Source organism: Nonomuraea antimicrobica (assembly GCF_039536965.1).
Lineage (GTDB): Bacteria > Actinomycetota > Actinomycetes > Streptosporangiales > Streptosporangiaceae > Nonomuraea > Nonomuraea antimicrobica.
Genome location: NZ_BAAAZP010000098.1, coordinates 82973 through 102351, shown reverse-complemented (window position 1 = coordinate 102351; position 19379 = coordinate 82973). Strand labels below are relative to the sequence as shown.

The 19379-nt window shown below is 72.2% G+C and carries 22 protein-coding genes and 1 pseudogene; 16 read left to right on the top strand and 7 right to left on the bottom strand.

Translation table 11 applies throughout. The features are described from left to right. The first annotated feature begins 7 nt into the window (after positions 1–7). Genes ABD844_RS26805 through ABD844_RS26790 form a run of 4 tightly spaced genes read left to right on the top strand, consistent with a single transcriptional unit; the run spans position 8 to position 4675 of the window. Positions 8–1093 carry a mandelate racemase/muconate lactonizing enzyme family protein gene (locus ABD844_RS26805; RefSeq protein ID WP_344883614.1) on the top strand — a complete coding sequence of 362 codons (1086 nt, stop codon included), beginning with the start codon at positions 8–10 and terminating at the stop codon, positions 1091–1093. Next, complete coding sequence (locus ABD844_RS26800; RefSeq protein ID WP_344883611.1) at positions 1090–2160, top strand: ABC transporter permease; 1071 nt, start codon at positions 1090–1092, stop codon at positions 2158–2160. Before ABD844_RS26805 ends, ABD844_RS26800 begins: the two co-directional genes overlap by 4 nt. Further along, complete coding sequence (locus ABD844_RS26795) at positions 2157–3146, top strand: ABC transporter permease (protein ID WP_344883608.1); 990 nt, start codon at positions 2157–2159, stop codon at positions 3144–3146. Before ABD844_RS26800 ends, ABD844_RS26795 begins: the two co-directional genes overlap by 4 nt. Beyond that, positions 3143–4675 (top strand): sugar ABC transporter ATP-binding protein, encoded by a 1533-nt coding sequence (locus ABD844_RS26790; protein ID WP_344883605.1) that lies wholly within the window; start codon positions 3143–3145, stop codon positions 4673–4675. The genes ABD844_RS26795 and ABD844_RS26790 overlap by 4 nt, the downstream gene beginning before the upstream one ends. Before the next feature lie 29 nt (positions 4676–4704). Here the strand turns inward: ABD844_RS26790 and ABD844_RS26785 are convergent, their stop codons facing one another. From ABD844_RS26785 to ABD844_RS26775, 3 genes are read right to left on the bottom strand one after another with little or no spacing between them, the layout of a single operon-like run. Next, complete coding sequence (locus tag ABD844_RS26785) at positions 4705–5595, bottom strand: F510_1955 family glycosylhydrolase (protein ID WP_344883602.1); 891 nt, start codon at positions 5593–5595, stop codon at positions 4705–4707. A 43-nt stretch (positions 5596–5638) separates the two neighbouring features. Beyond that, the gene (locus ABD844_RS26780) at positions 5639–6589 is read right to left on the bottom strand and encodes a M56 family metallopeptidase (protein ID WP_344883599.1); all 951 of its coding nucleotides are present in this window, start codon (positions 6587–6589) and stop codon (positions 5639–5641) included. Then, positions 6586–6960, bottom strand: a complete 375-nt coding sequence (locus ABD844_RS26775) for a BlaI/MecI/CopY family transcriptional regulator (protein WP_344883597.1) — start codon at positions 6958–6960, stop codon at positions 6586–6588. The genes ABD844_RS26780 and ABD844_RS26775 overlap by 4 nt, the downstream gene beginning before the upstream one ends. Positions 6961–7094: 134 nt before the next feature. On the opposite strand from ABD844_RS26775, the gene ABD844_RS26770 reads away from it, so the two are divergent. The 3 genes from ABD844_RS26770 (at position 7095) to ABD844_RS26760 (ending at position 9022) form a co-directional block, all read left to right on the top strand. Beyond that, on the top strand, positions 7095–7496 hold the full coding sequence (locus tag ABD844_RS26770) for a hypothetical protein (protein WP_344883595.1): 402 nt from the start codon (positions 7095–7097) through the stop codon (positions 7494–7496). 83 nt (positions 7497–7579) lie between these two features. Beyond that, complete coding sequence (locus ABD844_RS26765; protein WP_344883592.1) at positions 7580–8200, top strand: DUF305 domain-containing protein; 621 nt, start codon at positions 7580–7582, stop codon at positions 8198–8200. A 147-nt stretch (positions 8201–8347) separates the two neighbouring features. Beyond that, positions 8348–9022 (top strand): hypothetical protein, encoded by a 675-nt coding sequence (locus ABD844_RS26760; RefSeq protein WP_344883589.1) that lies wholly within the window; start codon positions 8348–8350, stop codon positions 9020–9022. Positions 9023–9048: 26 nt separating this feature from the next. Here the strand turns inward: ABD844_RS26760 and ABD844_RS26755 are convergent, their stop codons facing one another. Beyond that, positions 9049–9942, bottom strand: a complete 894-nt coding sequence (locus tag ABD844_RS26755) for an LLM class F420-dependent oxidoreductase (protein WP_344883586.1) — start codon at positions 9940–9942, stop codon at positions 9049–9051. 91 nt (positions 9943–10033) lie between these two features. On the opposite strand from ABD844_RS26755, the gene ABD844_RS26750 reads away from it, so the two are divergent. Next, positions 10034–10663, top strand: a complete 630-nt coding sequence (locus ABD844_RS26750; RefSeq protein WP_344883583.1) for a TetR/AcrR family transcriptional regulator — start codon at positions 10034–10036, stop codon at positions 10661–10663. On the opposite strand, the gene ABD844_RS26745 is transcribed toward ABD844_RS26750, so the two are convergent. The 3 genes from ABD844_RS26745 to ABD844_RS26735 form a co-directional block, all read right to left on the bottom strand. Continuing rightward, positions 10660–11478, bottom strand: coding sequence for a lipase family protein (locus tag ABD844_RS26745; protein WP_344883580.1), 819 nt, complete (start codon positions 11476–11478; stop codon positions 10660–10662). The genes ABD844_RS26750 and ABD844_RS26745 overlap by 4 nt on opposite strands. 183 nt (positions 11479–11661) lie before the next feature. Further along, on the bottom strand, positions 11662–12351 hold the full coding sequence (locus ABD844_RS26740) for a GOLPH3/VPS74 family protein (RefSeq protein WP_344883577.1): 690 nt from the start codon (positions 12349–12351) through the stop codon (positions 11662–11664). A 49-nt stretch (positions 12352–12400) separates the two neighbouring features. After that, complete coding sequence (locus tag ABD844_RS26735) at positions 12401–13135, bottom strand: CPBP family intramembrane glutamic endopeptidase (protein WP_344883574.1); 735 nt, start codon at positions 13133–13135, stop codon at positions 12401–12403. A gap of 261 nt (positions 13136–13396) precedes the next feature. Between ABD844_RS26735 and ABD844_RS26730 the strand changes: the two genes are divergently transcribed. The 8 genes and pseudogenes from ABD844_RS26730 to ABD844_RS26695 all read left to right on the top strand — a co-directional run bounded on the left by ABD844_RS26730 (position 13397) and on the right by ABD844_RS26695 (position 19367). Further along, a complete protein-coding gene (locus ABD844_RS26730) occupies positions 13397–13630 on the top strand; it encodes a hypothetical protein (RefSeq protein ID WP_344883572.1) in 234 nt (77 codons plus the stop codon). 71 nt (positions 13631–13701) lie between these two features. Then, positions 13702–14055, top strand: a pseudogene (locus ABD844_RS26725) (sensor histidine kinase); the annotation flags it as partial. Further along, complete coding sequence (locus ABD844_RS26720) at positions 14055–14657, top strand: response regulator (RefSeq protein WP_344883569.1); 603 nt, start codon at positions 14055–14057, stop codon at positions 14655–14657. The pseudogene ABD844_RS26725 and the gene ABD844_RS26720, both read left to right, overlap by 1 nt. Before the next feature lie 75 nt (positions 14658–14732). Further along, a complete protein-coding gene (locus ABD844_RS26715; protein ID WP_344883567.1) occupies positions 14733–15584 on the top strand; it encodes a hypothetical protein in 852 nt (283 codons plus the stop codon). An 80-nt stretch (positions 15585–15664) separates the two neighbouring features. Continuing rightward, on the top strand, positions 15665–17032 hold the full coding sequence (locus tag ABD844_RS26710; RefSeq protein ID WP_344883564.1) for a glycosyltransferase family 39 protein: 1368 nt from the start codon (positions 15665–15667) through the stop codon (positions 17030–17032). A gap of 64 nt (positions 17033–17096) precedes the next feature. Beyond that, complete coding sequence (locus ABD844_RS26705) at positions 17097–17597, top strand: RNA polymerase sigma factor (RefSeq protein WP_344883647.1); 501 nt, start codon at positions 17097–17099, stop codon at positions 17595–17597. Continuing rightward, positions 17594–18526: a hypothetical protein gene (locus ABD844_RS26700; RefSeq protein WP_344883561.1), complete on the top strand. Its 933-nt coding sequence runs from the start codon at positions 17594–17596 to the stop codon at positions 18524–18526. The genes ABD844_RS26705 and ABD844_RS26700 overlap by 4 nt, the downstream gene beginning before the upstream one ends. A gap of 91 nt (positions 18527–18617) precedes the next feature. After that, positions 18618–19367: a class I SAM-dependent methyltransferase gene (locus tag ABD844_RS26695; RefSeq protein WP_344883559.1), complete on the top strand. Its 750-nt coding sequence runs from the start codon at positions 18618–18620 to the stop codon at positions 19365–19367. Positions 19368–19379: the final 12 nt, after the last annotated feature.

Below are 19379 nucleotides of genomic sequence, written 5' to 3'. Positions count from 1 at the left end.
GCCACCCTTGCCCGCGATCACCCACGCCGCGGCGTACCTCGTCGACCTCGAGGTGGAGACCGTCCGGACGGACGCCGTCCAGTCGTTCATCAAGCAGGAGACCGTCTTCGTCGAGGTCGAGACCGACGACGGCGGCACCGGCACCGGTTACACGTACACGATCGGCACCGGGGGCACCGCCGTGCTCGCCCTGCTGCGCGACTACCTGCTGCCCAGGCTGGTGGGCGCGGACGCGCGCCGGGTGGAGGCCGTGTGGCACGATCTGTTCGCGGCGACCCGGGCGACCACGGTCGGCGCGATCACCTCCCTGGCCCTGGCCGCCGTCGACACGGCCCTGTGGGACTGGCGGTGCCGCGACGCGGGCCAGCCGCTGTGGGTCCTCGCGGGCGGCGCGAAGGACCGCATCCCGCTGTACGACACCGAGGGCGGCTGGCTGCACCTCACCACCGAGCAGCTCATCGCCGGGGCCAGGGCCAGCAAGGCCGCGGGCTGGCCCGGCGTGAAGCTCAAGATCGGCCGCTCTCCCGTGGAGGACGCGGAGCGGCTGGCCGCGGTCCGCGCGGCGGTCGGGCCGGACTTCGACCTGATGCTAGACGCCAACCAGTCGCTCACCCCCGCGGAGGCGATCAGGCGGGCCAGGCTGCTGGAGCCGTCCGACCCCTACTGGTTCGAGGAGCCGCTGCCGGGCGACGACGTATCCGGGCACCAGGCGCTGGCCGCGGCCGCCTCGATCCCCGTCGCGGTCGGCGAGTCGCTGTACTCCGTGGCGCAGTTCCGCGAGTACCTGCACCGGCAGGCGGCCGGCATCGTGCAGGTGGACGTGGCGCGCATCGGCGGCATCACGCCCTGGCTCAAGGTCGCGCACCTGGCCGAGGCGTACAACGTACCGGTCTGTCCGCATTTCCTCATGGAGCTGCACGTGAGCCTGTGCTGTGCGGTCCCGAACAGCCGCTACCTGGAGCACATCCCCCAGCTCAGGGCCATCACCCGGCAGGAGATCGAGGTCGTCGACGGGCACGCGCTCGCGCCCTCGTCACCCGGGCTCGGCATCGTCTGGGACCGGGACGCGATCGACGACCGGAGAGTCCGGTGAGCACGCGCACCGCGACGCCGCCGCAGACCCCGGCACCGGGGCAGCCGGGACCGCGCGGGGCGTCGCGGACGCCGCTCTGGGCCAACCCGCGTCTCGGCCTGCTCTTCCTGCTGCTCGCCCTGGTCGCGCTCTTCACCGCGCTGCGGCCGGCGTTCCTGGACACCACGCTCACGCTCGTGCCCCTGCAGTCGGACATCAGCGTGTACGCGGTGGTCGGCCTGTCGCAGCTCGCGGTCCTGTCGCTGGGGCACATGAACATGGCCGTCGGCCGGATGGCGGCGATGAGCGCGTTCGCCATGGGCCTGGCCTACGACCGCCTCGGCGTCTCGCTGGTGGTGGGCCTGGTGATCGGGCTGCTCGTGGGCACGTTGCTCGGCGCGCTGGCGGGGCTGGTCATCTCGCGCACCGGGGTGAACTCGTTCGTGGTCACGCTGGCGATGGACTTCGCCCTGGTGGGGCTCATCACGATCCTCTACACCAGGTTCACCGACGGGGTCGCCTTCAGCGTCCGGCCCGCAGGCATGGACGCGCTGCGCAACGACACGTTCGCCGACTACTGCATGGGTGACGTGTGCGGGCCGTACATCCCGCTCGTCGTGCCTCTCGCGCTCGTCGCGGTGCTGGCGGTGGGGCTGCTGTTCCGCTTCAGCAGGCTGGGCAGGGAGATCTTGATGACCGGCGCGAACGAGAAGGCGGCCGAGCTGTCGGGCATCCCCGTACGGAGCCGGGTGGTGCAGGCCCACGCGCTGAGCGGGCTGCTCGCCGGGCTGGCCGGGTTCCTGCTGGCCGCGAACAACGGCGCGTTCTCGGCGCGCATCGGCGACGCGTTCCTGCTGCCGTCGTTCCTCGGGCCGGTGCTCGGCGGCACGCTGCTGGCCGGTGGCGCGGTCAGCGTGCTCGGCACGGTGCTGGGCGCGACGCTCACCCAGGTCATCTACAAGGGCCTGAACCTGCTGCAGTTCCAGCTCGACCAGCTCAATCTCTACATCGGCCTGGTGCTGCTCGGCGCGCTGTCGCTCGACCGCGTACGCCACGTCGCCGCGGAACGAAGGGGGGCACGGGCATGAGCACCGGCACCACCAGCGCCCGGCCCGGCGGCAGGCTCAGGGGCGTCACCGCCCGGCCCGAGTTCACCCTCGCGGTGCTCGCCGCCGCCGGGTTCGTCGCGCTCGCCGTCGCCACGGACGGCAACCTGCTCTCACGCGGCACGCTGGACGCGTTCTTCCGCTTCCTCGCCGTCCCGATCGTCATCGGCCTGTCCCAGATGGTCGTGCTGGCCATCGGCCAGATGAACCTGTCGGTCGGCACGCTCACGGGCCTGTGCGCCATGGTCGCGGCCTGGCTCATGCTCGAAGCCGGCCTGCCCGCCCCGCTGGCCGTGCTCGGCGCGCTCGGGGTCGGCCTGGCCGCCGGCCTGGTCAACGGGCTGCTCGTCGTGTTCACCCGGATTAACGGCTTCATCGTCACCCTCGCCACCATGACGATCATCGAAGGGCTCCGGTACGGGATCAACGGCCCCGACACCTTCCAGGGGTACTCGCAGGGGCTGCGCGACCTGGGCGCGGCCTCGTTGCTCGGGCTGCCGGTCGTCCTCGTGTTCGCCCTGGTGGTGGCCGCTCTGGTGGCGCTGTTCTTCGGCCGGGCGGTGGCGGGCAGGAAGCTGCTGGCGACCGGCGGAAGTCCGTTCGCCGCGCGGCTGTCCGGCGTCTCCAACGACCGTTCGATCGTCATCGCGCACGGGCTCAGCGGCCTGCTCGCCGGGGTGGCCGCCGTCATCACGGTCGCCGCGTCCGGGTCGGTCAACTCCAGCATCGGCGACGACCTGCTGCTGCCGAGCTTCGCCGCGCCGATCATCGGCGGGGTCGCGCTGGCCGGCGGGGTGGTCAGCGTCGCGGGCACGTGCCTGGCCGCGTTCCTGGTCCGGCTGGTGGACGTCATGCAGGCGCAGTTCGGCATCAACCCGCGCTGGATCGACCTGATCGTCGGCGCGGTCGTCCTCGGTGCGGTGCTGCTCGGCACCGCACGCCAGAGGCTGTCGAGGAGGTTGTCATGATGCTCGTCGCCGAGAACCTGGTGAAGACGTTCCCGGGAGTCCGCGCCCTGGACGGGGCCACGCTGCGGCTGGCCGAGGGCAGCGTGCACGCCCTGCTGGGCGAGAACGGCGCGGGCAAGAGCACGCTCATCAAGATCCTCACCGGCGTGCACAGGCCGGACGGCGGGCGGGTCGCGCTCGACGGCGCCGAGCTGCACCTGAGCGGGCCGCTCGACGCCCAGCGGGCCGGCATCGGCGTGGTGCACCAGGAGCGCAATCTGATCCCCGAGTTCTCCGTCGCCGAGAACATCCTGCTGCACCACCTGCCGCGCCGCTTCGGCCTCGTCGACAGGGAACGGATGCGCGCCGAGGCCCGCCGCTGCCTCGGCCTGCTCGATCTGGACCTCGACCCGGACACCCCGGTCTCCCGGCTGTCCGTGGCGCAGGCGCAGCTCGTCGAGATCGCCAAGGCGCTGAGCGTCGACAGCAAGGTGCTGCTGCTCGACGAGCCGACCGCGTCGCTCACCGGGGACGAGGCCGACCGCCTCTACGGGATCGTCCGCAAGCTGCGCGACGGCGGGCACGCGGTCGTGCTGGTGAGCCACAAGCTGGAGGAGGTGTTCGCGGTCGCGGACACGGTCACCGTGCTGCGCGACGGGCGTACCGTGGCCGAGGCCGAGCCGCTCGCCGGCTACACGCAGGACCAGATCGTCGACCTCATGGTCGGGCGGGCGTACTCGTCGGTCCGCCTCGCCGAGCGGCACGTCGACCCGGCGACGCCACCGGCCCTGCGGCTGGACGGGGTCTCCACCGCGCGGGGCCACCGCGACATCTCCCTGTCGGTGCGCCCCGGGGAGATCCTCGGCCTGTACGGCCTGGTCGGGGCCGGTCGCAGCGAGCTGGCCAAGGCGCTGCTCGGGCTCGACCGGATCACCTCGGGAACGGTGGAGGTACGGGGCCGCCCGGTGCGCATCCGCGACGTCGGCGAGGCGCTGCGCCGCCACCGCATCGGCTACGTCACCGAGAACCGCAAGGAGGAGGGCCTCTTCCTCGACCAGACGATCGCCCGCAACGTCGGCGTCACCGTGTGGCGCCGCCTGGCCAGGGCCGGGCTGGTCACCGACCGGGCGGAACGACGGCTGGTGGACCGGTACGCCGACCGGCTGGGCATCAGGATCTCGTCGCCGTCGCAGCTCGCGGGCCAGCTCTCCGGCGGCAACCAGCAGAAGGTCAGCCTGGCGAAGTGGCTGGCCGCCGAGTGCGAGATCCTCATCGTGGACGAGCCGACCGTGGGCATCGACGTACGCACCAAGGCGGCGTTCCACGAGCTGATCGCCGAGCTGGCGGAGGCCGGGCTGGCGCTGCTGCTGATCTCCTCGGACCTGCCGGAGATCGTCACGCTCGCCGACCGGATCGCGGTGATGAACGACTTCAGCCTGCGCGGCGAGCTGGTCAACGACCACGACTACGCCCGGATGAGCCAGGCGATCATCCGGCTGATCCACTCCGCGCCCTCGCGCCCACCCGCGGGCGGTGAGGCGGCCGCCTGACGCGCACTACCGGCCTGGGCCGGTCGCGGTCAGTTCGCGGGGGAGAAGGCGGGGGTGAACGTCGCGCCGCCGTCCTCGGAGTCCAGCACCGTGCCGTCCTCCAGGGCGGCGAGCAGGCGGCGGCTGTCCACGGCGGTGAACGCCGCCGCCCGCCCGGGGAGCCTGCCGGCGGCCGACCAGGTCCTGCCGGAGTCCTGGCTGGTGTGGATCCGGCCGTCGGCGTCGGCCCCCACCAGCGCGTCGCCCGGGAGAACGTCGCCCGGGAGGACGTCGACGTGGGTGAGGAGCGGCGCCTTGGCCACGTCGGCGTAGTTGATCCCGCCGTCCTCGCTGACCTTCAGCCCGCCGGGCGTCGTGGCGTAGACGCGCGAGGGCTGCCCGGCGTCGGCCCCGAGGTCGAGCACCTGCTCCTCGGTGCCCTGCGTCCAGGTCGCGCCGCCGTCGAGGCTGCGCCAGACCCTGGAGGTCTGGCTGTCGTAGGCGTACAGGTTGTCTCCGGCGGGCTGGATGGAGTGGAAGTCGGCGGTCCCGTCCTCCGAGAGCGTCTTCCAGGTGCGGCCGGAGTCGGCCGACCTGATGAGGCCGAGGTGCGGCGGGCGTCGCGGGGAGACGTCTTCGGCGGAGGGGTGTCCGCTGGCCAGGAACGTCTTCGGGCCCGCGACGGTGAAGCCCATGTGGTCCTGGTCGCGCCCGGCGACCCGGACGGCCGTCGTGGGGGAGGTGACCTTGAAGAGCCCGTAGTGGCCCGCGACGTAGAGTGCCCCGTCGGCCGGGTCGAGGCCGACCCCGTGCACGTGGCCGATGCCGGGGCCAGGACCGGCCACGTCCTGCGGCTGCGCCGCCGGGCCGCAGCCCGCCAGGGTGAGGCCCAGCACGACTCCCACGCTGCCCGCACGCAGCCGATGTCCCGCACGCTTCATGGCGGGAAGTCTACCTCTTCCTACTATCGCTCGTAGTAGAAGGTTAGAACGGGAGGAACGAGTGGCAGTGGTGGGCGAGGAACGCGGCCACACCCGGCGCCGTCGCCAGCGCCGCCGGTCCCGCGAGCAGCGCCGTGACCGCCAGCCGCCCCGCGGCACGCTCCCCGCGCCCGAGCGGCGCCTGCGGATGCAGCATCCGGCGCACGCGGGTCAGCGCGGTCTCGCCCCCCGCCCCCAGCGCGAAGGCCGGTGTCTTGCCGGTGGCGAGGCGTACGAGGGCGGTCGCGAGGTGGATGCGCTGGTGGCGGCGTGCCGCCACGTCGTCGGCCAGCAGCTCGACCAGCCGCGCGACCTCGGCGCGCGCCTGCTCGAACAGCGGCAGGCGGGGAAAGGCCAGGGCAGGAGTCTCGGCGGCGGCGAGCAGCAGGTGGTGCCGCCCCCGCAGGTGCGCCCGCTCGTGCGCGAGCACGACCGCGACCTGCTCGGGGGCGAGTGAACGCAACGCCCCCGTGGTGATCACCGCGTGCCCCTTGCGGCCCGGCAGGCAGTACGCCAGGCACTCGTCGTAGTCGACCACGAGCGCGTCGAGGTCGAGGTCGTGCCTGCCGAGCGGGGAGAGCGCAGCGGCGTGGCGGCGACGCTCGCGGCGGGCGCCGAACAGCACCGACGCCCCCACGGCGGCGACCCGGACCAGGAGGAGCCCACTGACGGCGAGGCCCGCCCTGGCCCCGGCCGAGCCGAGCGCCGTCTCGTCGCCGAGCAGCGCGGCGCAGGCCGCGAACAACTCGGCCAGACCGTGCCCCACCGCCGCCGCGGGCACGGCCACGGCCAGCGCCGACAGCACCGCGGAGGCGATCACCGAAGCGCCGGCCGCCAGCCACATGGCGATCGCCAGCCTCGGCGCGCGGTCGGCCCACGCGGCCCGCCTGAGCAGCCTGGGCAGGCACAGGGCCGCGAGGACGCCGTAGGCGGCGAGGACGACCGCCACCGTCATGAGCTGCGCCCTCCTGGCGGGTACACCTGGAGCGCCGCCTCCAGGGCGCCGGCCTCCTCGGGGGTGAGCCGTTCGAGGAAGTGCACCAGCGTGGCCGCCTGGTTGCCGCTCCTGGCCAGGGACTCGCGCATCACGTCGGCGGTGTAGGCCTCCTTGGACGACACCGGCTCGTAGATGTAGGCGCGGCCGACGGGTTTGCGCTTGAGCAGGCCCTTGGTGTGGAGCTTGTCCATCACGGTCATGACCGTCGTGTAGGCCAGGGGCCGCTCCTGCTGGAGGTGCTCCAGGACGTCCCGAACCGAGGCAGGTCGCCTGACGGCCCACATGTGATCCATGATCGTGGACTCGAGCTCTCCGAGATCACGCGCCATCTGACGGTCCCTTCGCCGGCGATCCCGTCAATGCTACCGGCGACCGGGCCGGTTCGGGGCAGGCACTACGATTCGCATTAGTACACTGGCAGCCGTCGTGACGTGCGGATGACCTGGGAGGGGCGGTGGAATCAATGCGGCGACGCCGTGCATCGTGCGCCGTCCGCGCCGTCCTGCTCGTCGCCCTCGCCCTGGGCATCGGCGGCATGCACACGCTCGGGCACCTCGACGGCCGCCACGGTGCCGCGCCCGGTGGCGCGCACGCCACCGAGGTGGCCCCGGCGGCTCCGTCCGTGGTGCCCGCCGGGCTCGTGGCCTTCGTGCCGGACCGTACGATGCCCGGCTTCGACCCGACGGACGTGTGCCTGGCCGTCCTGGCGTCTCTCGTCGTCCTGCTGCTGGGCGCCGGATGGGCCTGGGCCGGACGGCGAAGCGCGGCCGGGGTCGAGTTGCCGTCGTCCGTCCGGCGGGTGGCGCGGCCGCCGCCGAAGCTCACGTCGCGGCGCCTGGCCGTTCTCTCGATGTTGCGCATATAGGCCGACGCCTTTGTGCGGGCCGGTGGTTTCGCCTGCCCGCGTACCGGCCGACCGTTCCAACCCGATCGAGAGAACAACCAGCTATGCGCATCAACCGCAAGATATCCATCCCCGTCGCCGCAGGCGCCCTCGCGCTGCTGACCGCGTGCGGTGGCGGCGACTCCACGACCGGACACGAAGGCATGGGGAGCGGCAGCACGCCCGCGGCCGCCACCACCGCCGCCGCGCGGCCGTCCGCCACGTTCAACGAGGCGGACGTCATGTTCGCGCAGATGATGATCCCGCACCACGAGCAGGCGGTCGAGATGGCCGACCTCGCGCCCACGCGCGCGGCGGACCCGGAGATCAAGGAGCTCGCGGCGAAGATCAAGGCGGCCCAGGACCCGGAGATCCGGACCATGAGGGACTGGCTGACCGAGTGGGGCAGGCCCGCGCCCGAGGGCGGCCCCGACGGTGGCATGGCACACGAGATGCCCGGCGTCATGTCGGAGGAGGACATGACCAAGCTCAAGGCCGCCGAGGGAACGGAGTTCGACAAGCTGTTCGCGCGGCAGATGATCGCCCATCACGAGGGCGCGATCGAGATGGCCCGCACCGAACAGGCCAACGGCTCGAACCCGCAGGCCAAGGCCCTGGCCAAGACCATCGAGAGCGCGCAGCGGGCCGAGGCGGAGCAGTTGCGCAAGCTCCTCGACCGCCTCTGACCCAGTGACCCGTCCGAGCGCCCACCCGCTCGGACGGGTCCCCCACGTCCGCCGCTGAAGAAATCTACAATGTAAAGGCGGGGGCATGGGAACGCTAGCGCGATGGCCGACTGCCGTACGTCGTGATTCTGCGGTAAGAAGGGCGTTGTGACTGACGATCAACGGCATGACCGCCGGCGGGGGATTCGTTCGCGGGTGGCGTTCGTGGGGAGCGCCTCGGTGGCCGGTGCGGGGTTCGGCGCGGCCACCTCCCTCGTCAACGCCCTCTCCCACTCCCAGGCCGACCTGGGAAGCCGCGCCTACACCACCGGCGGGTGGTCGGTCGCGGAGATCATGAGCGTGGTGCTCGACTCCGGCTGGGCGTGGGCGGGCCTGGCGGTGGTGGTGGGGTGGCTGGTGACCCGTTCGGGGGAGCTGCTGCCCGTGGCGTCGGCGCGAGGTGCCGGCGCCGGTGTGCTGGCCCTGCTCGCGGCCGTGGCCGCCTACAGCGTCGTTGACACCGTCCGCGGGGGCTCGTCCTTCCCCTGGTACGAGTCCGAGCCGACCCTCTGGTGGATCGCCGCGCTCGTCCTCGGCGGGCCCCTGGGAGCGGTCGGCGCGTGCGTGCGGCGGCCCGGAGCGGTGGGTCTGCTCGCGACGTTGACCGTGCCGGTCGGCGCCGCCGTCCAGATGGCCGTGCTGCCGCCGGGCAGGAACGAGGTGGTGGAGGCCATCGGGCAGGTGGTCGTGTGGACGGCGGCCGCCGCGTTCATGGGCGTGGTCGTGATGCGGTTCGTGCTCGTGGAGCGGCGGCGGCGTGCCGCGGCGAGACTGACCGCCTGAGTGCCGTCGGTGGTCGTCTCGCGGGTTCAGCGGCGGAGGAGGTCGAGGGTGCGTGCCTGCTCCTGCTCGTTCCCGACCGGGCTCACGAGAAGATCTGTCGCGCCGGCGTCGGCGTAGCTGGAGATCGCCCGTTCGACGGTGTGCTCGTCCCCGGCGATGACCGTCTCGTGCACGCCGGAGAGGCCCTGGCGCTCCAGCAGGGTGCGGTAGCTGGCGAAGTTCGCGGCGTAGCCGAGTGCTGCGCCGATCTCGCTTCTGACGCGTTCGGGCTCGTCGGTTGTCGCGAGCATGGCGCTGACGACGACACGGGGTGAGGGGCGGCCGGCCGCCCGCGCCGCCTCGGTGATGCGCGGGACGATGTGCTCGGCGATCGTCTGGGCGCCTGCCCAGACGGTGACGGTGCCGTCGGCCAGTTCGCCCGCGATGCGCAGCATCGCCGGACCGAGCGCCGACAGCAGCACCGGCGGCGTGGAGGCGCCGGGTGTGTCCACCTGTCCGGCGGCCGAGAGCGTCTCGCCGCGGTACTCGACGGCCTCGCCGCGCAGGAGGGGGATGAGCGCGCTGAGGTATTCGCGTACGTGGCGGGCCGGGCGGTCGTAGGACAGGCCGTACGCGCCCTCGATGATCTCGCGGTGGCTGGGGCCGAGGCCGAGGGTGAAGGAGTTCCCGCTGATGGCCTGGGCGGTGAGGGCCTGTCCGGCCAGGGCCAGCGGGTGCCGCGGGTACGTCGGCACCACGGCCGTGCCGACTTCGATGCCGGGCACCTCCCGGGCGGCCAGTGCGGCCACCGTGATCGCGTCCCATGCCGTCAGTTGGTTGAAGAAGGCGCTGTCGAACCCGGCGGCCTTGGCGTCGCGTACCCGGCCGATCAGGGAGTCCACGCTCTCGCCACCGCTGTTGAGAAAGACACCGAGTCTCACCGCGTCGCTCCTAACATGAATAGGACATTCCGCTTCCGGTTAGGAACGCTACAGTATTTCAATCGGCGAGTCAGGCTGGGGGTGGCCGATCGTGCGAGCCGACGCGCGACGCAATCGCGAACGCATCATCGCGAGCGCGCTCGACCTGTTCGCGAGCCATGGGCCGGGCGTCTCCATGGAGGACATCGCCCAGGCGGCCGGGCTCGGCGTCGGGACGCTGTACCGGCACTTCCCCGACCGGCTCGCGCTGGTGACCGACGTCGCGAACAGCGCGCTGACCGGTCTGCGCGAGCACGCGCTGACGCAGGCCGCCGAGGACATCCCCCGGTGGGAGGTGCTCGTACGCGTCGTACGGCACTGCGCCGGCCAGCCGTTCGCCCTCATCACGTCGCTCACGGGCACGCCCCCGGCGACCCCCGGCACCCAGAAGCTCGTGGGGGAGGTCAACGCGCTGCTGGCGGACATCGTGGCGCAGGCGCAGGAAGAGGGGACGATGCGCCGCGACATCACGCCCGAGCAGATCCTGGGGCTGGTCAACGTGATGGTCTGCCGTCCGGGCGCGCAGCCCGACGACCCCCTCACCACCGTGATGCTCGACGGCCTCAGGTCGTGCCGGGCCGCGGGCGAGGGGGCGCCAGGGCCCGCGGCGGCCGCGCGGCATCCGGGGGATTCCGGATCCTGCGCCGTACCGGCCCTGGCTCCCGCCGACGCCGACGCCTAGTTGTGGGCGGCGTCGAACCTGGCCAGGTAGGCGTTGATGAAGTGGTCGCGGATCCCGTCGGTGCCGGGTGCGAGCGGGTCGGCGACGGCGCCGTGGAAGCGGTCGACCAGGCCTGCCACGGCGGGCATCTTGTCGCGCAGCCTGCCTTTGGCGTCGAAGTAGCGTTCCTCGGCCACGTGCTGGAACAGCGGGGCGGGCGGGAGTTGGGGGACGATGTCGTTGTTGTTGACGAAACGGAACATGCGGCCACGGAACACCTTGTCGTAGGCGGCGGCCAGCTTGGGGCAGCAGGTGCGGGGCTGGCCGTAGGTGTAGACCCCGTCGGCGAGCAGCGAAGGGTCCTCGAAGTACGTACGGGCGGCGGCGAGCATGGCCAGCGCCCCGCCGAGGCTGTGCCCGGTGAACCACAGCGACTGGCCGGAGGTGCGCCAGTCCTCCAGCGTCCGCAGCAGGTCGGGGTGCACGACGTCGAGGGCGCGGTAGAAGCCGGCGTGGATGTTGCCCCCGCCCGCGGTGTACGGCTTGAGCAGGGTGTTGGCGTCCGAGAGCCAGTCGCGCAGTTCCTCGGGCTGGGTGCCGCGGAACGCCACGACGATCATCCGCTCGCCGGCGGCGATGTAGGCCTGGGTGTCGACCAGCGGGAACGGCGGGGTGTGCGGCACCCGGAAGCAGGTGACGCGGTCGAAGCCCCAGCTCTTGGCCGTGGCCTGCACCTGCTCGTCGTCCTTGTAGGCCAGTGCGGCGGCGTGGGCCAGGCCGCGGGCCTGGCCCAGGTGGTAACCGCGGGCCGTGTGGTCGAAGGTGATCGTGGTCATGGGCGTCCCCTTTGAAGGTCCGTACTGTCGTCACCGTTCGTACCCAGCTATCCACGGAGCGTGTGCGGTCGCTGCCAAAGATCGCCCAGGGGTGCGACCGGGTCCGGCCAACGGACTGCCAAGACGAGTCAGGGCCTGCGACCCGGCCGTCTCGCCCGGGGTCGTCCGCGCGGTCCGGCCGGGCTACGTGATCGTCGTGATCACGGTGATGCTGACCGCGGCGCTCGACGCGGTGATCGCGGCGGCGTGCCGCGTCATGGCGGTGCTCACGGCCGCGGCTCCCCAGTCGCCGTTCTCGAACTTCTTCGCCCGCGCGCTGACCTCGGCCGACCACGCGAGCGCGGGCCGGAGCGCGGGGAGGGTGCCGCTGGAGGACAGCAGCGCGATCACCGCCGCGGTACGGGCGTCGGGGCTCTCGCCGCCCTCCAGCGCGGCGTGAATCGCGTGCCGCAGCTCCGCCTCGTGCCGGGTGTCCTCGGCGGGCCACGTGGTGGTGCGGAACACGCCCAGCACCCGCTTGCGCTCGCTGCGAACGAGGCCGCGCTCGACGAGCCGTTCGGTCACGGGTTTCCAGAGACCGGCGCCGATGGTGAGCAGGACCGTCTGGACGCCCTGGGGCCGCCGGGCGATCTTGTCGTAGGCGGCCTGGAGCAGGGGGTCCGGGAGCGGGCCGTCGCCCACCGCGAGGACCTTGGCGCCGTTCACCCCCGGGCGGCTCGTGTCGTCGGTCTCGATCCTGCCGCGCAGCGCGAGCTCGACGAGCATCGCGCCGCCGAGGATGTAGTGCAGGGTCCCGGCCCCGGCCGGGGTCCCCCTCTCGTCGTCGAGCAGCAGCAGCATCACGTCCTCGACGATCAGCGTGTCGCTCCGCATGTTCCGCCCTTTCTGGGGTCGTCGGTCGTTCGGGTTCGTTCCCATGATCTCAGCCTGTGACCGGCCCGGTGGCCCCGGTGAACAGCACCAGCAGCGGCAGGGCCAGGTTGTTGACGGCGTGCACGGCCACCGCGGGCCAGATCGATCCGCTGCGGCGCATCAGCTCCGCGGCCACGACGCCCACCACGAACGCCGCCGGCAGGATGATGTTGACGCCGTGGAAGAGGGCGAAAACGGCCGAACTGCCGAGGACGCCGACGAGGGGTCCGTAGCGCAGCAGGGCGTTGGTGAGCACGCCGCGGAAGAGGAACTCCTCGCCGATGGGGGTGAGGACGGCCAGGAACAGGATCGTCAGGATCAGCGGCAGCAGTCCGCCACCGGCGGCGTCGTAGTACATCCCCTGGGGGTTGGCGTCGAACCCGGTCAGAGCGACGATGGCGGTGTTCACCACGGCCTTGAGCACGAGCGCGACCACACCTCCGGCCACGCCGACGAGCATCCAGCGCCAGGTGGTGCGGCGCACCCCGAAGGCGGCGAGGGAGCGGATGCGGACGAGTACGGCCGCGGCGAACCCGACGAGCCCGGCCAGGCCCGACCAGGCGGCCACGATCAGCCCGTACACCACCGGATCCAGCCCCAGCCCGCCGAAGGGCACGAGCGCGACCACGGCCGCCGTCATGGTGAGCAGGCCGACCCCGACCTCGGGCCAGCCCGGTCGCGTCTGGGCGGTGGCGGCGTCGGCGCCCGCCGCCGGGTGCGGGTGGTCTAGGCGGTCAGAGGACATGGTGGCGTGGCTCCTCGCACTCATGGTCTCGGTCGGCGCCGCCGGGCCCGGTCGGCCCATGTGGGACGTTCGCCGGGGCGGCGGCCATGAGCCGATTCCAGCCGCCGGCGCGCTGACCGGCCAGTGGGACCACGTCACGACCGTACCGTGCCGTCACGCGTCCGAAGGCATGACGTAGCGTCACTGGTGGTAGGACGGGAGCCGGAGGGACACTGGCGGCACACCCCCGCCCCGGCTCCGCCGTTCGACCCCGGAGAGCACATGGACACCAGAACCCCGCGCATTCTGCTGACGGCCAACACGGCCGTCCTTCTTCTCGTCTGCGTGGCGTTCCTGCTCCACCACCTCGACGCGGGTCTCCTCCCCGACGGCATGGAGTCGTGGATGGCCCGCAACCAGTGGCTGATGTGGACGGCCGCGGTGATCACCGTGGCGAGCGCGCCGGCGATCCCGCTGCTCAGCCCGAGACTCCACCCGTCGGCGGACGACCGGTGAGCCCGCTCTGGGGAGCGCCGGAGGCGGGGCTGGTGGCCTTCGTCATCCAGGGCCACACGCTGCACGTGGTGAAGCTGGAGAACGCGAAGAACCTCTTCGAGGTCGCGGGCATCCGCGTGCGCGTCGACCGCGAGGCCGAGATCGACGCCCACCCGGGCGAGCTTCCCGTCCAGGTCGAGACGACGACCGACATCCTGCGGCACGCGCAGGCCGAGCAGGTGCGCATCACCCTGTCGAAGTCGGGCATCACCATCGTCAACGACGGCGGGCGGGACGCGCTGCTCCCCGAGCTGAGCGGGCTCGCCACGCTCAGGGAACGGGTGGCGGGCAACGGCGGCGAGCCGACCGTGGAGCGGAAGGACGGGCGATTCCTGACGGCCGCGGCGTTCCCGCCCGCCCGTCGCGAACCGGGGAAGGACGACTGATGACCACCGTGGTGCTCGCCGACGACGAGGCACTGCTCCGCAAGGCGCTGGCGGCGCTGCTCCCGCTCGAAGGCGACGTCACCGTGCTGGCCGAGGCGGAGGAGGGCGAGGCCGCCGTGCGGGCCACGCTGCGGCACCGGCCCGACGTGCTCGTCATCGACCTGGAGATGCCCGGCGTGGACGGGCTCGACGCCGTCGCGCGGATCCGCCGCGAACTGCCCGACCAGGTGATCCTCATGCTGACCCGGCACGCCAGGCCCGGCGTGCTGCGCAAGGCGCTGAAGCTCGGCGTCCGCGGCTTCGCCAGCAAGTCCGCCGACCCGGCGCACATCGCCTCGGTCATCAAGACGCTGCACGAGGGCAGACGCTGGATCGACCCGGACGTCTCCGCCGCCGCGGTCGTCGACGACTGCCCGCTCACCGACCGCGAGATCGACGTGCTGCGGGCGACCCGCGAAGGCTACTCCGTGGCCGACATCGCCACCCGGCTCCACCTGGCGAAGGGTACGGTGCGCAACTACCTGTCCAACGCGATGCAGAAGACCCAGACCAGGACCCGGCACGAGGCGGCCCGCTACGCCCGCGAACACGACTGGCTGTGAGCCCCGACGGCCCCGCGCGCGGGCAACCTCCGGGAACCGGCGCGCGACACAGGTCATGATCGATAACATTCCCGGATGAGCGACGCGTTTCCCCAACACGTGCTGTGCGTGCTCGGCTCCGGGCTGGACCTCGCCGAGATCGAACGGATCGCGGCGGGCTTCGGCGGTTTCGTCCTCGACCACGAGTATTCCGAGGCCGAGTCCGACCCGCGGATGCCGGACGCGTTCGAGGCCAGCATGGCGGCGGCCTCGTTCAAGGAGGCGGACCGGACCGCGGTGGAGTCCCACGACACGGTCGGCTACGTGCTGTCCGCGCCGATGATGCGGGAGCTGGCGTTCGACACCTCCCGGCGGCTGCTGGCGGCGACGGGCGCTCTACTGCGGTCCGGCGCCACGGCGGTGAAGAACGAGAGCAACGGGCTCACGCACGGCCGGGACCGCTGGCTCGCGCTGGCCGACCGAGCGGCCGCCGCCACGGACGACGCCACCCTCGCCGGTGCCATCCCCACCGGTGCCATCCCCACCGGGGCCATCTCCACCGGCGCCGTAACGGGCGCCATCACGGGCGCCGCCACGGACGAGAGCCTGGCGGCCGCGCTCGTCGCCGCCTGGGTGAAGCGGCCGATCTACGACGGTCACGTGCTCTACAGTTGCGGCATGCACCTGCTCGGCGCGCCCGAGGTGGAGATCGAGGTCGCCGCGCGTCCGGCGCGGGACGAGGTGCCCGGCCTGGTCGAGCACCTTGACGCGCTGGCGATCTACCTGCTCACCGATCCGCGCGCGCGGGAGATCGAGGACGGCGCCGGATTCCGGCTGACCGCCGACTCCCCTCGCTGGGTGCTGCGCACCGGCGCCTCCGACCGCCACGACGAGGACGACCTGTTCCACAACCCGTACGGCTACGTCCGGTTGACCCCTGCCGGGTGACGGGGACGCCATGAAGCCTCGGTCTCACGGCCGTCCGCCTGCCATGTGACCATCGGGGCTCCCGTCTCGTCCTCCGGGGCATGGGAAAACTTCGGGGGCTTTGGCTGCTTCCTGCTGTTCTGTCCGCGGTGCTCGGCCTGTGGGGCATCGACGGGCCGTCGTTCTGGGCGGACGAGGGGGGGTCCGTGGCGATCGCCCGGCTGCCGCCGCCGGATCTGCTCGCGGTGCTGGACCACATGGATCGCGTGCACGCCGTCTACTACGGGCTGCTCCATCTGGTGATCTCGGTCGTCGGCACGGGCGAATGGGCGATGCGGCTGCCGTCCGTGCTGGCCATGAGCGCCGCGGCCGGGCTGCTGACGGCTCTGGGCCGCCGCCTGGTGTCACCGGCCGCGGGCCTGCTGGCCGGTCTGATCTACGCGCTGTTGCCGGTGGTGAGCAGGTACGCCCAGGAGGCCAGACAATACGCCCTGGTCACTGCGCTGGCCATCGGTGCGACGTACCTGCTGGTGGTGGCCGTCGAGCGGAGGCGCGCCCGGTGGTGGGCGGCCTACGCGGGCGTGCTGACCGTCGTGGGCTGGTTGCACCTCTACGGGCTCTTCCTCCTTCCGGCGCACGCGCTCATGCTCCGTTCGGCCACGGCGTGGCGGCGCTGGGGGATCGCCGCCGCGGTCGTCTGCGCGGCGAGCGCCCCGCTCGTGCTGCTGGCCGTTCCGCAGTCGGGGCTGATCTCGTGGCTGCCGCTGCCGAGCGCGGCGACCGTCCGGCATCTGGGCACGCTGGTGTTCGGCGGCCACCCCGTGGCCATCTGGACGGTGCTCGTCTTGGCGGCTCTCGGATTACGTGAGAGAGCCGTCCGGGTCGTCGCGCTCCCTTGGCTGGCGGCGCCCCTGGCCCTGATGATCGCGATCTCGTTCGCCGTCCGGCCGATCTTCTATCCGCGGTACGCGCTCTACTGCGTGGCCGCCCTGGCCCTGGCGGCGGGCGCGGGGCTGGCCGCGCTGCGACCGAGGCCGCTCGCCCCCGTACTGGTCGTCGCCTTGGCCGCCGTCATGGTCCCCGCGCATCTGGCGATCAGGGCTCCGTCGAGCCGCCCCGACGATCTGCGGGGCCTGGCGCACACCCTGCGCGCCCATTCGCTGCCCGGCGACGCCGTGCTGTACGTGCCCGCAGGGAACTGGATGTCGGTCACGCCCTATCTCGGCTCCATGGCCTGGCTCGACACCACCACACTGCATCGCGATCGGTTCTTCGGCGACCTGCCGCCCGGCCGGTTCCGCGAGGTCGTGGCGGGCGAGGCGCGGGTCTGGGTGGTGGAGAGGGCCACCGGCAGCCACGGCAACGCGGTTGAGCTGCGCCGGGATCGCCGGTTCAGGCTGGTGCGGTCGTGGACGTTCCGTACCCGGACGTTGTCGGTCTTCGAGCAGGTGGCGGTGAGCAAGAAGTGACCTGTGACCATCCGGCGAATCGGCTCGTCCTATGGTGCGACTGTAGTTCCGGCCCGGAGGTCCCATCATTGAAGAGCTCTACCGCCAGTACTGGCCGCTCGTGTGCGGGTTCCTGCTGCGGCGGACCAGGGATCCGCACCTGGCCGAGGACCTCGCGCAGGAGACGTTCATCAAGGCCACCAGAGCCCTGCTCGGCTGGCGCGGTGAGAACCCGGGCGCGTGGCTGCTGGCCATCGCGCGCAACGTCCTCATCGATCACGTCCGGCGCACCCGCAGGGAGCTGCCGTTACCCGATCCGGAAGAGCTGGCCGTGCCCGCGTTCGACGTCTCCGCCGTCGAGGTCCGCGAGGCCCTCGACCGGGTGCCAGAACAGCACCGGAGGCTGCTCACGCTGGTCTACCTCGAGGGGTTCTCGCTCGTGGAGGTGGCCGCGATGACCGGAAGGACCACGGCGGCGGTGAAGACCGCCATCTGGCGGGCCCGCGCCGCCTTCGCCGACAGCTACGGAGCCGACGGCCACGGAGCCGACAGTTATGGAGCCGACAGTTATGGAGATGGCGCATGACAGAGCAGCCCGAGCCGCTGCTGATCCCCGACTTCGACCCCAAGGCGACCAGGCGCGCCGTACGCCGCGGCATACTCAGGACCGCGACGCTGGTGCTGGGCGTTCTCATGGCCCTGGTGCTGGTGGCCACGCTCGGCTCCACGCTGATCCAGACGCGCGGCGACCGGGAGCAGCGGATGGTCCAGGTGCTCGGCACCGCGCTGCAGATCGCCAAACCCGCCTACACCTTCGACTCGCTGGTGTGCTGCCAAACGGAGCCGCTGTCGATGACCTTCACGGGCACCGCCGTGCCGCTGCGCGCGCACGGCGGGTTCGGCACGCTGAGCCGGCCGGACTTCACCGTACGGCAGAACCTGTTCGGCAGGGTGGAGGACCTGCCGTGGGCGGAGCTGGCGAACACCACGCTGACCATAGCGCTGTTCAACATGGGTACCGGTCTTCAGCGCAAGGCGGACATCCGGCGGGTGCTGGCGAGGCTGCCGCAGGACATGAACGCGCTCGCGGTGGTGGAGTTCGAGCAGCCTCTCGCCGCCGACGCGCTGGCCGGCTTCGCCCGCCAGTACAACGCCTGCCCGGACAAGGTGGTGTACGAGTCTCGCCCGGGGTCGGCGCCCATCACCTGGGACAGCAACATGACGCCACCGCCGGACGACACAGCGCTCGTCCAGATGATCAACTGCGTCGATGTCCTCCCCGATGACCTGGCCGCCTTCCGGAGCTGGGTGCGGATCCTCCAGCAGCACGACGAGCCCAACCTGCGCCGCTTCGACCTGACCCTCGCACGGCTGCGCAAGGCTTCGGCCGATGGCCTCGCCTACGGCTACGTCGATCAGCTTGTCACCGTCGAGAAGCTCAGGACGATCATCGAGGATCCACGCGTCCGCGCGGTACGGCTGGCCGACGTGGCCTTCGAACTCGACCGCCCCTGAGGCGCCCCGGGAGAGGCCCGGCGCTCCACCTGGGGGACCGGAACCGGCGGCGTGATTGAATCGGCACTCGCCCGACGATGAGGAGAGTGCCATGGCGGTGGACCGCGAGCGGAGTGTGGTGTTCGGCGAGGCGGTCGAGCAGTACGAGTCGGCCAGGCCCGGCTATCCCGAGCAACTCGTCACCGACGTGCTGGAGTACGCCCCCGCCGGGCCGGTGCTGGAGGTGGGGGCCGGGACGGGCAAGGCCACGGCCGGGTTCGCCGCCCGCGGCGTCGACCTGACGTGCGTCGAGCCCGATGCCAGGATGGCGGCGGCGCTGGCGGCCAAGTGCCCCGGCGTGCGGGTGGAGCGCGGGATCTTCGAGGACTACGTCCCCGACCGGCGCTTCGCCCTGCTGTACTCCGCGCAGGCGTGGCACTGGGTGGACCCGGACCGGCGCTGGGACCTGGCCCACGCGGCGCTGGCCCCCTCGGGAGCGCTGGCGCTCTTCTGGAGCCACTACCTCGTCACCGAGACCGGCCTGCGGTCCGCCCTCGCCGACGTGGCCCACCGCCACGGCGTGACCAGCCACAGCCTGCACCAGGACGAGGACCGTACGGGGGAGTCCCAGCACCTGCTGGCCGGCGACCCGCGCTTCACCGACCTGGATGAGCGCTCCTACGCCTGGACGCAGTGGTACGACGCCCGCCGCTACCTGGACCTGGTCGGCACCATCTCCGCCTACCGGATCCTCGAGCCTGGGCTGCGGGAGGCAGTGCTGGGGGAGGTGGCCGCGCTGGTGGGCGACGGCGTGGACATGACCTTCACCGCCGACCTCACCCTCGCCCGCCGGGCCGGCTGACGCCCTTCCCGG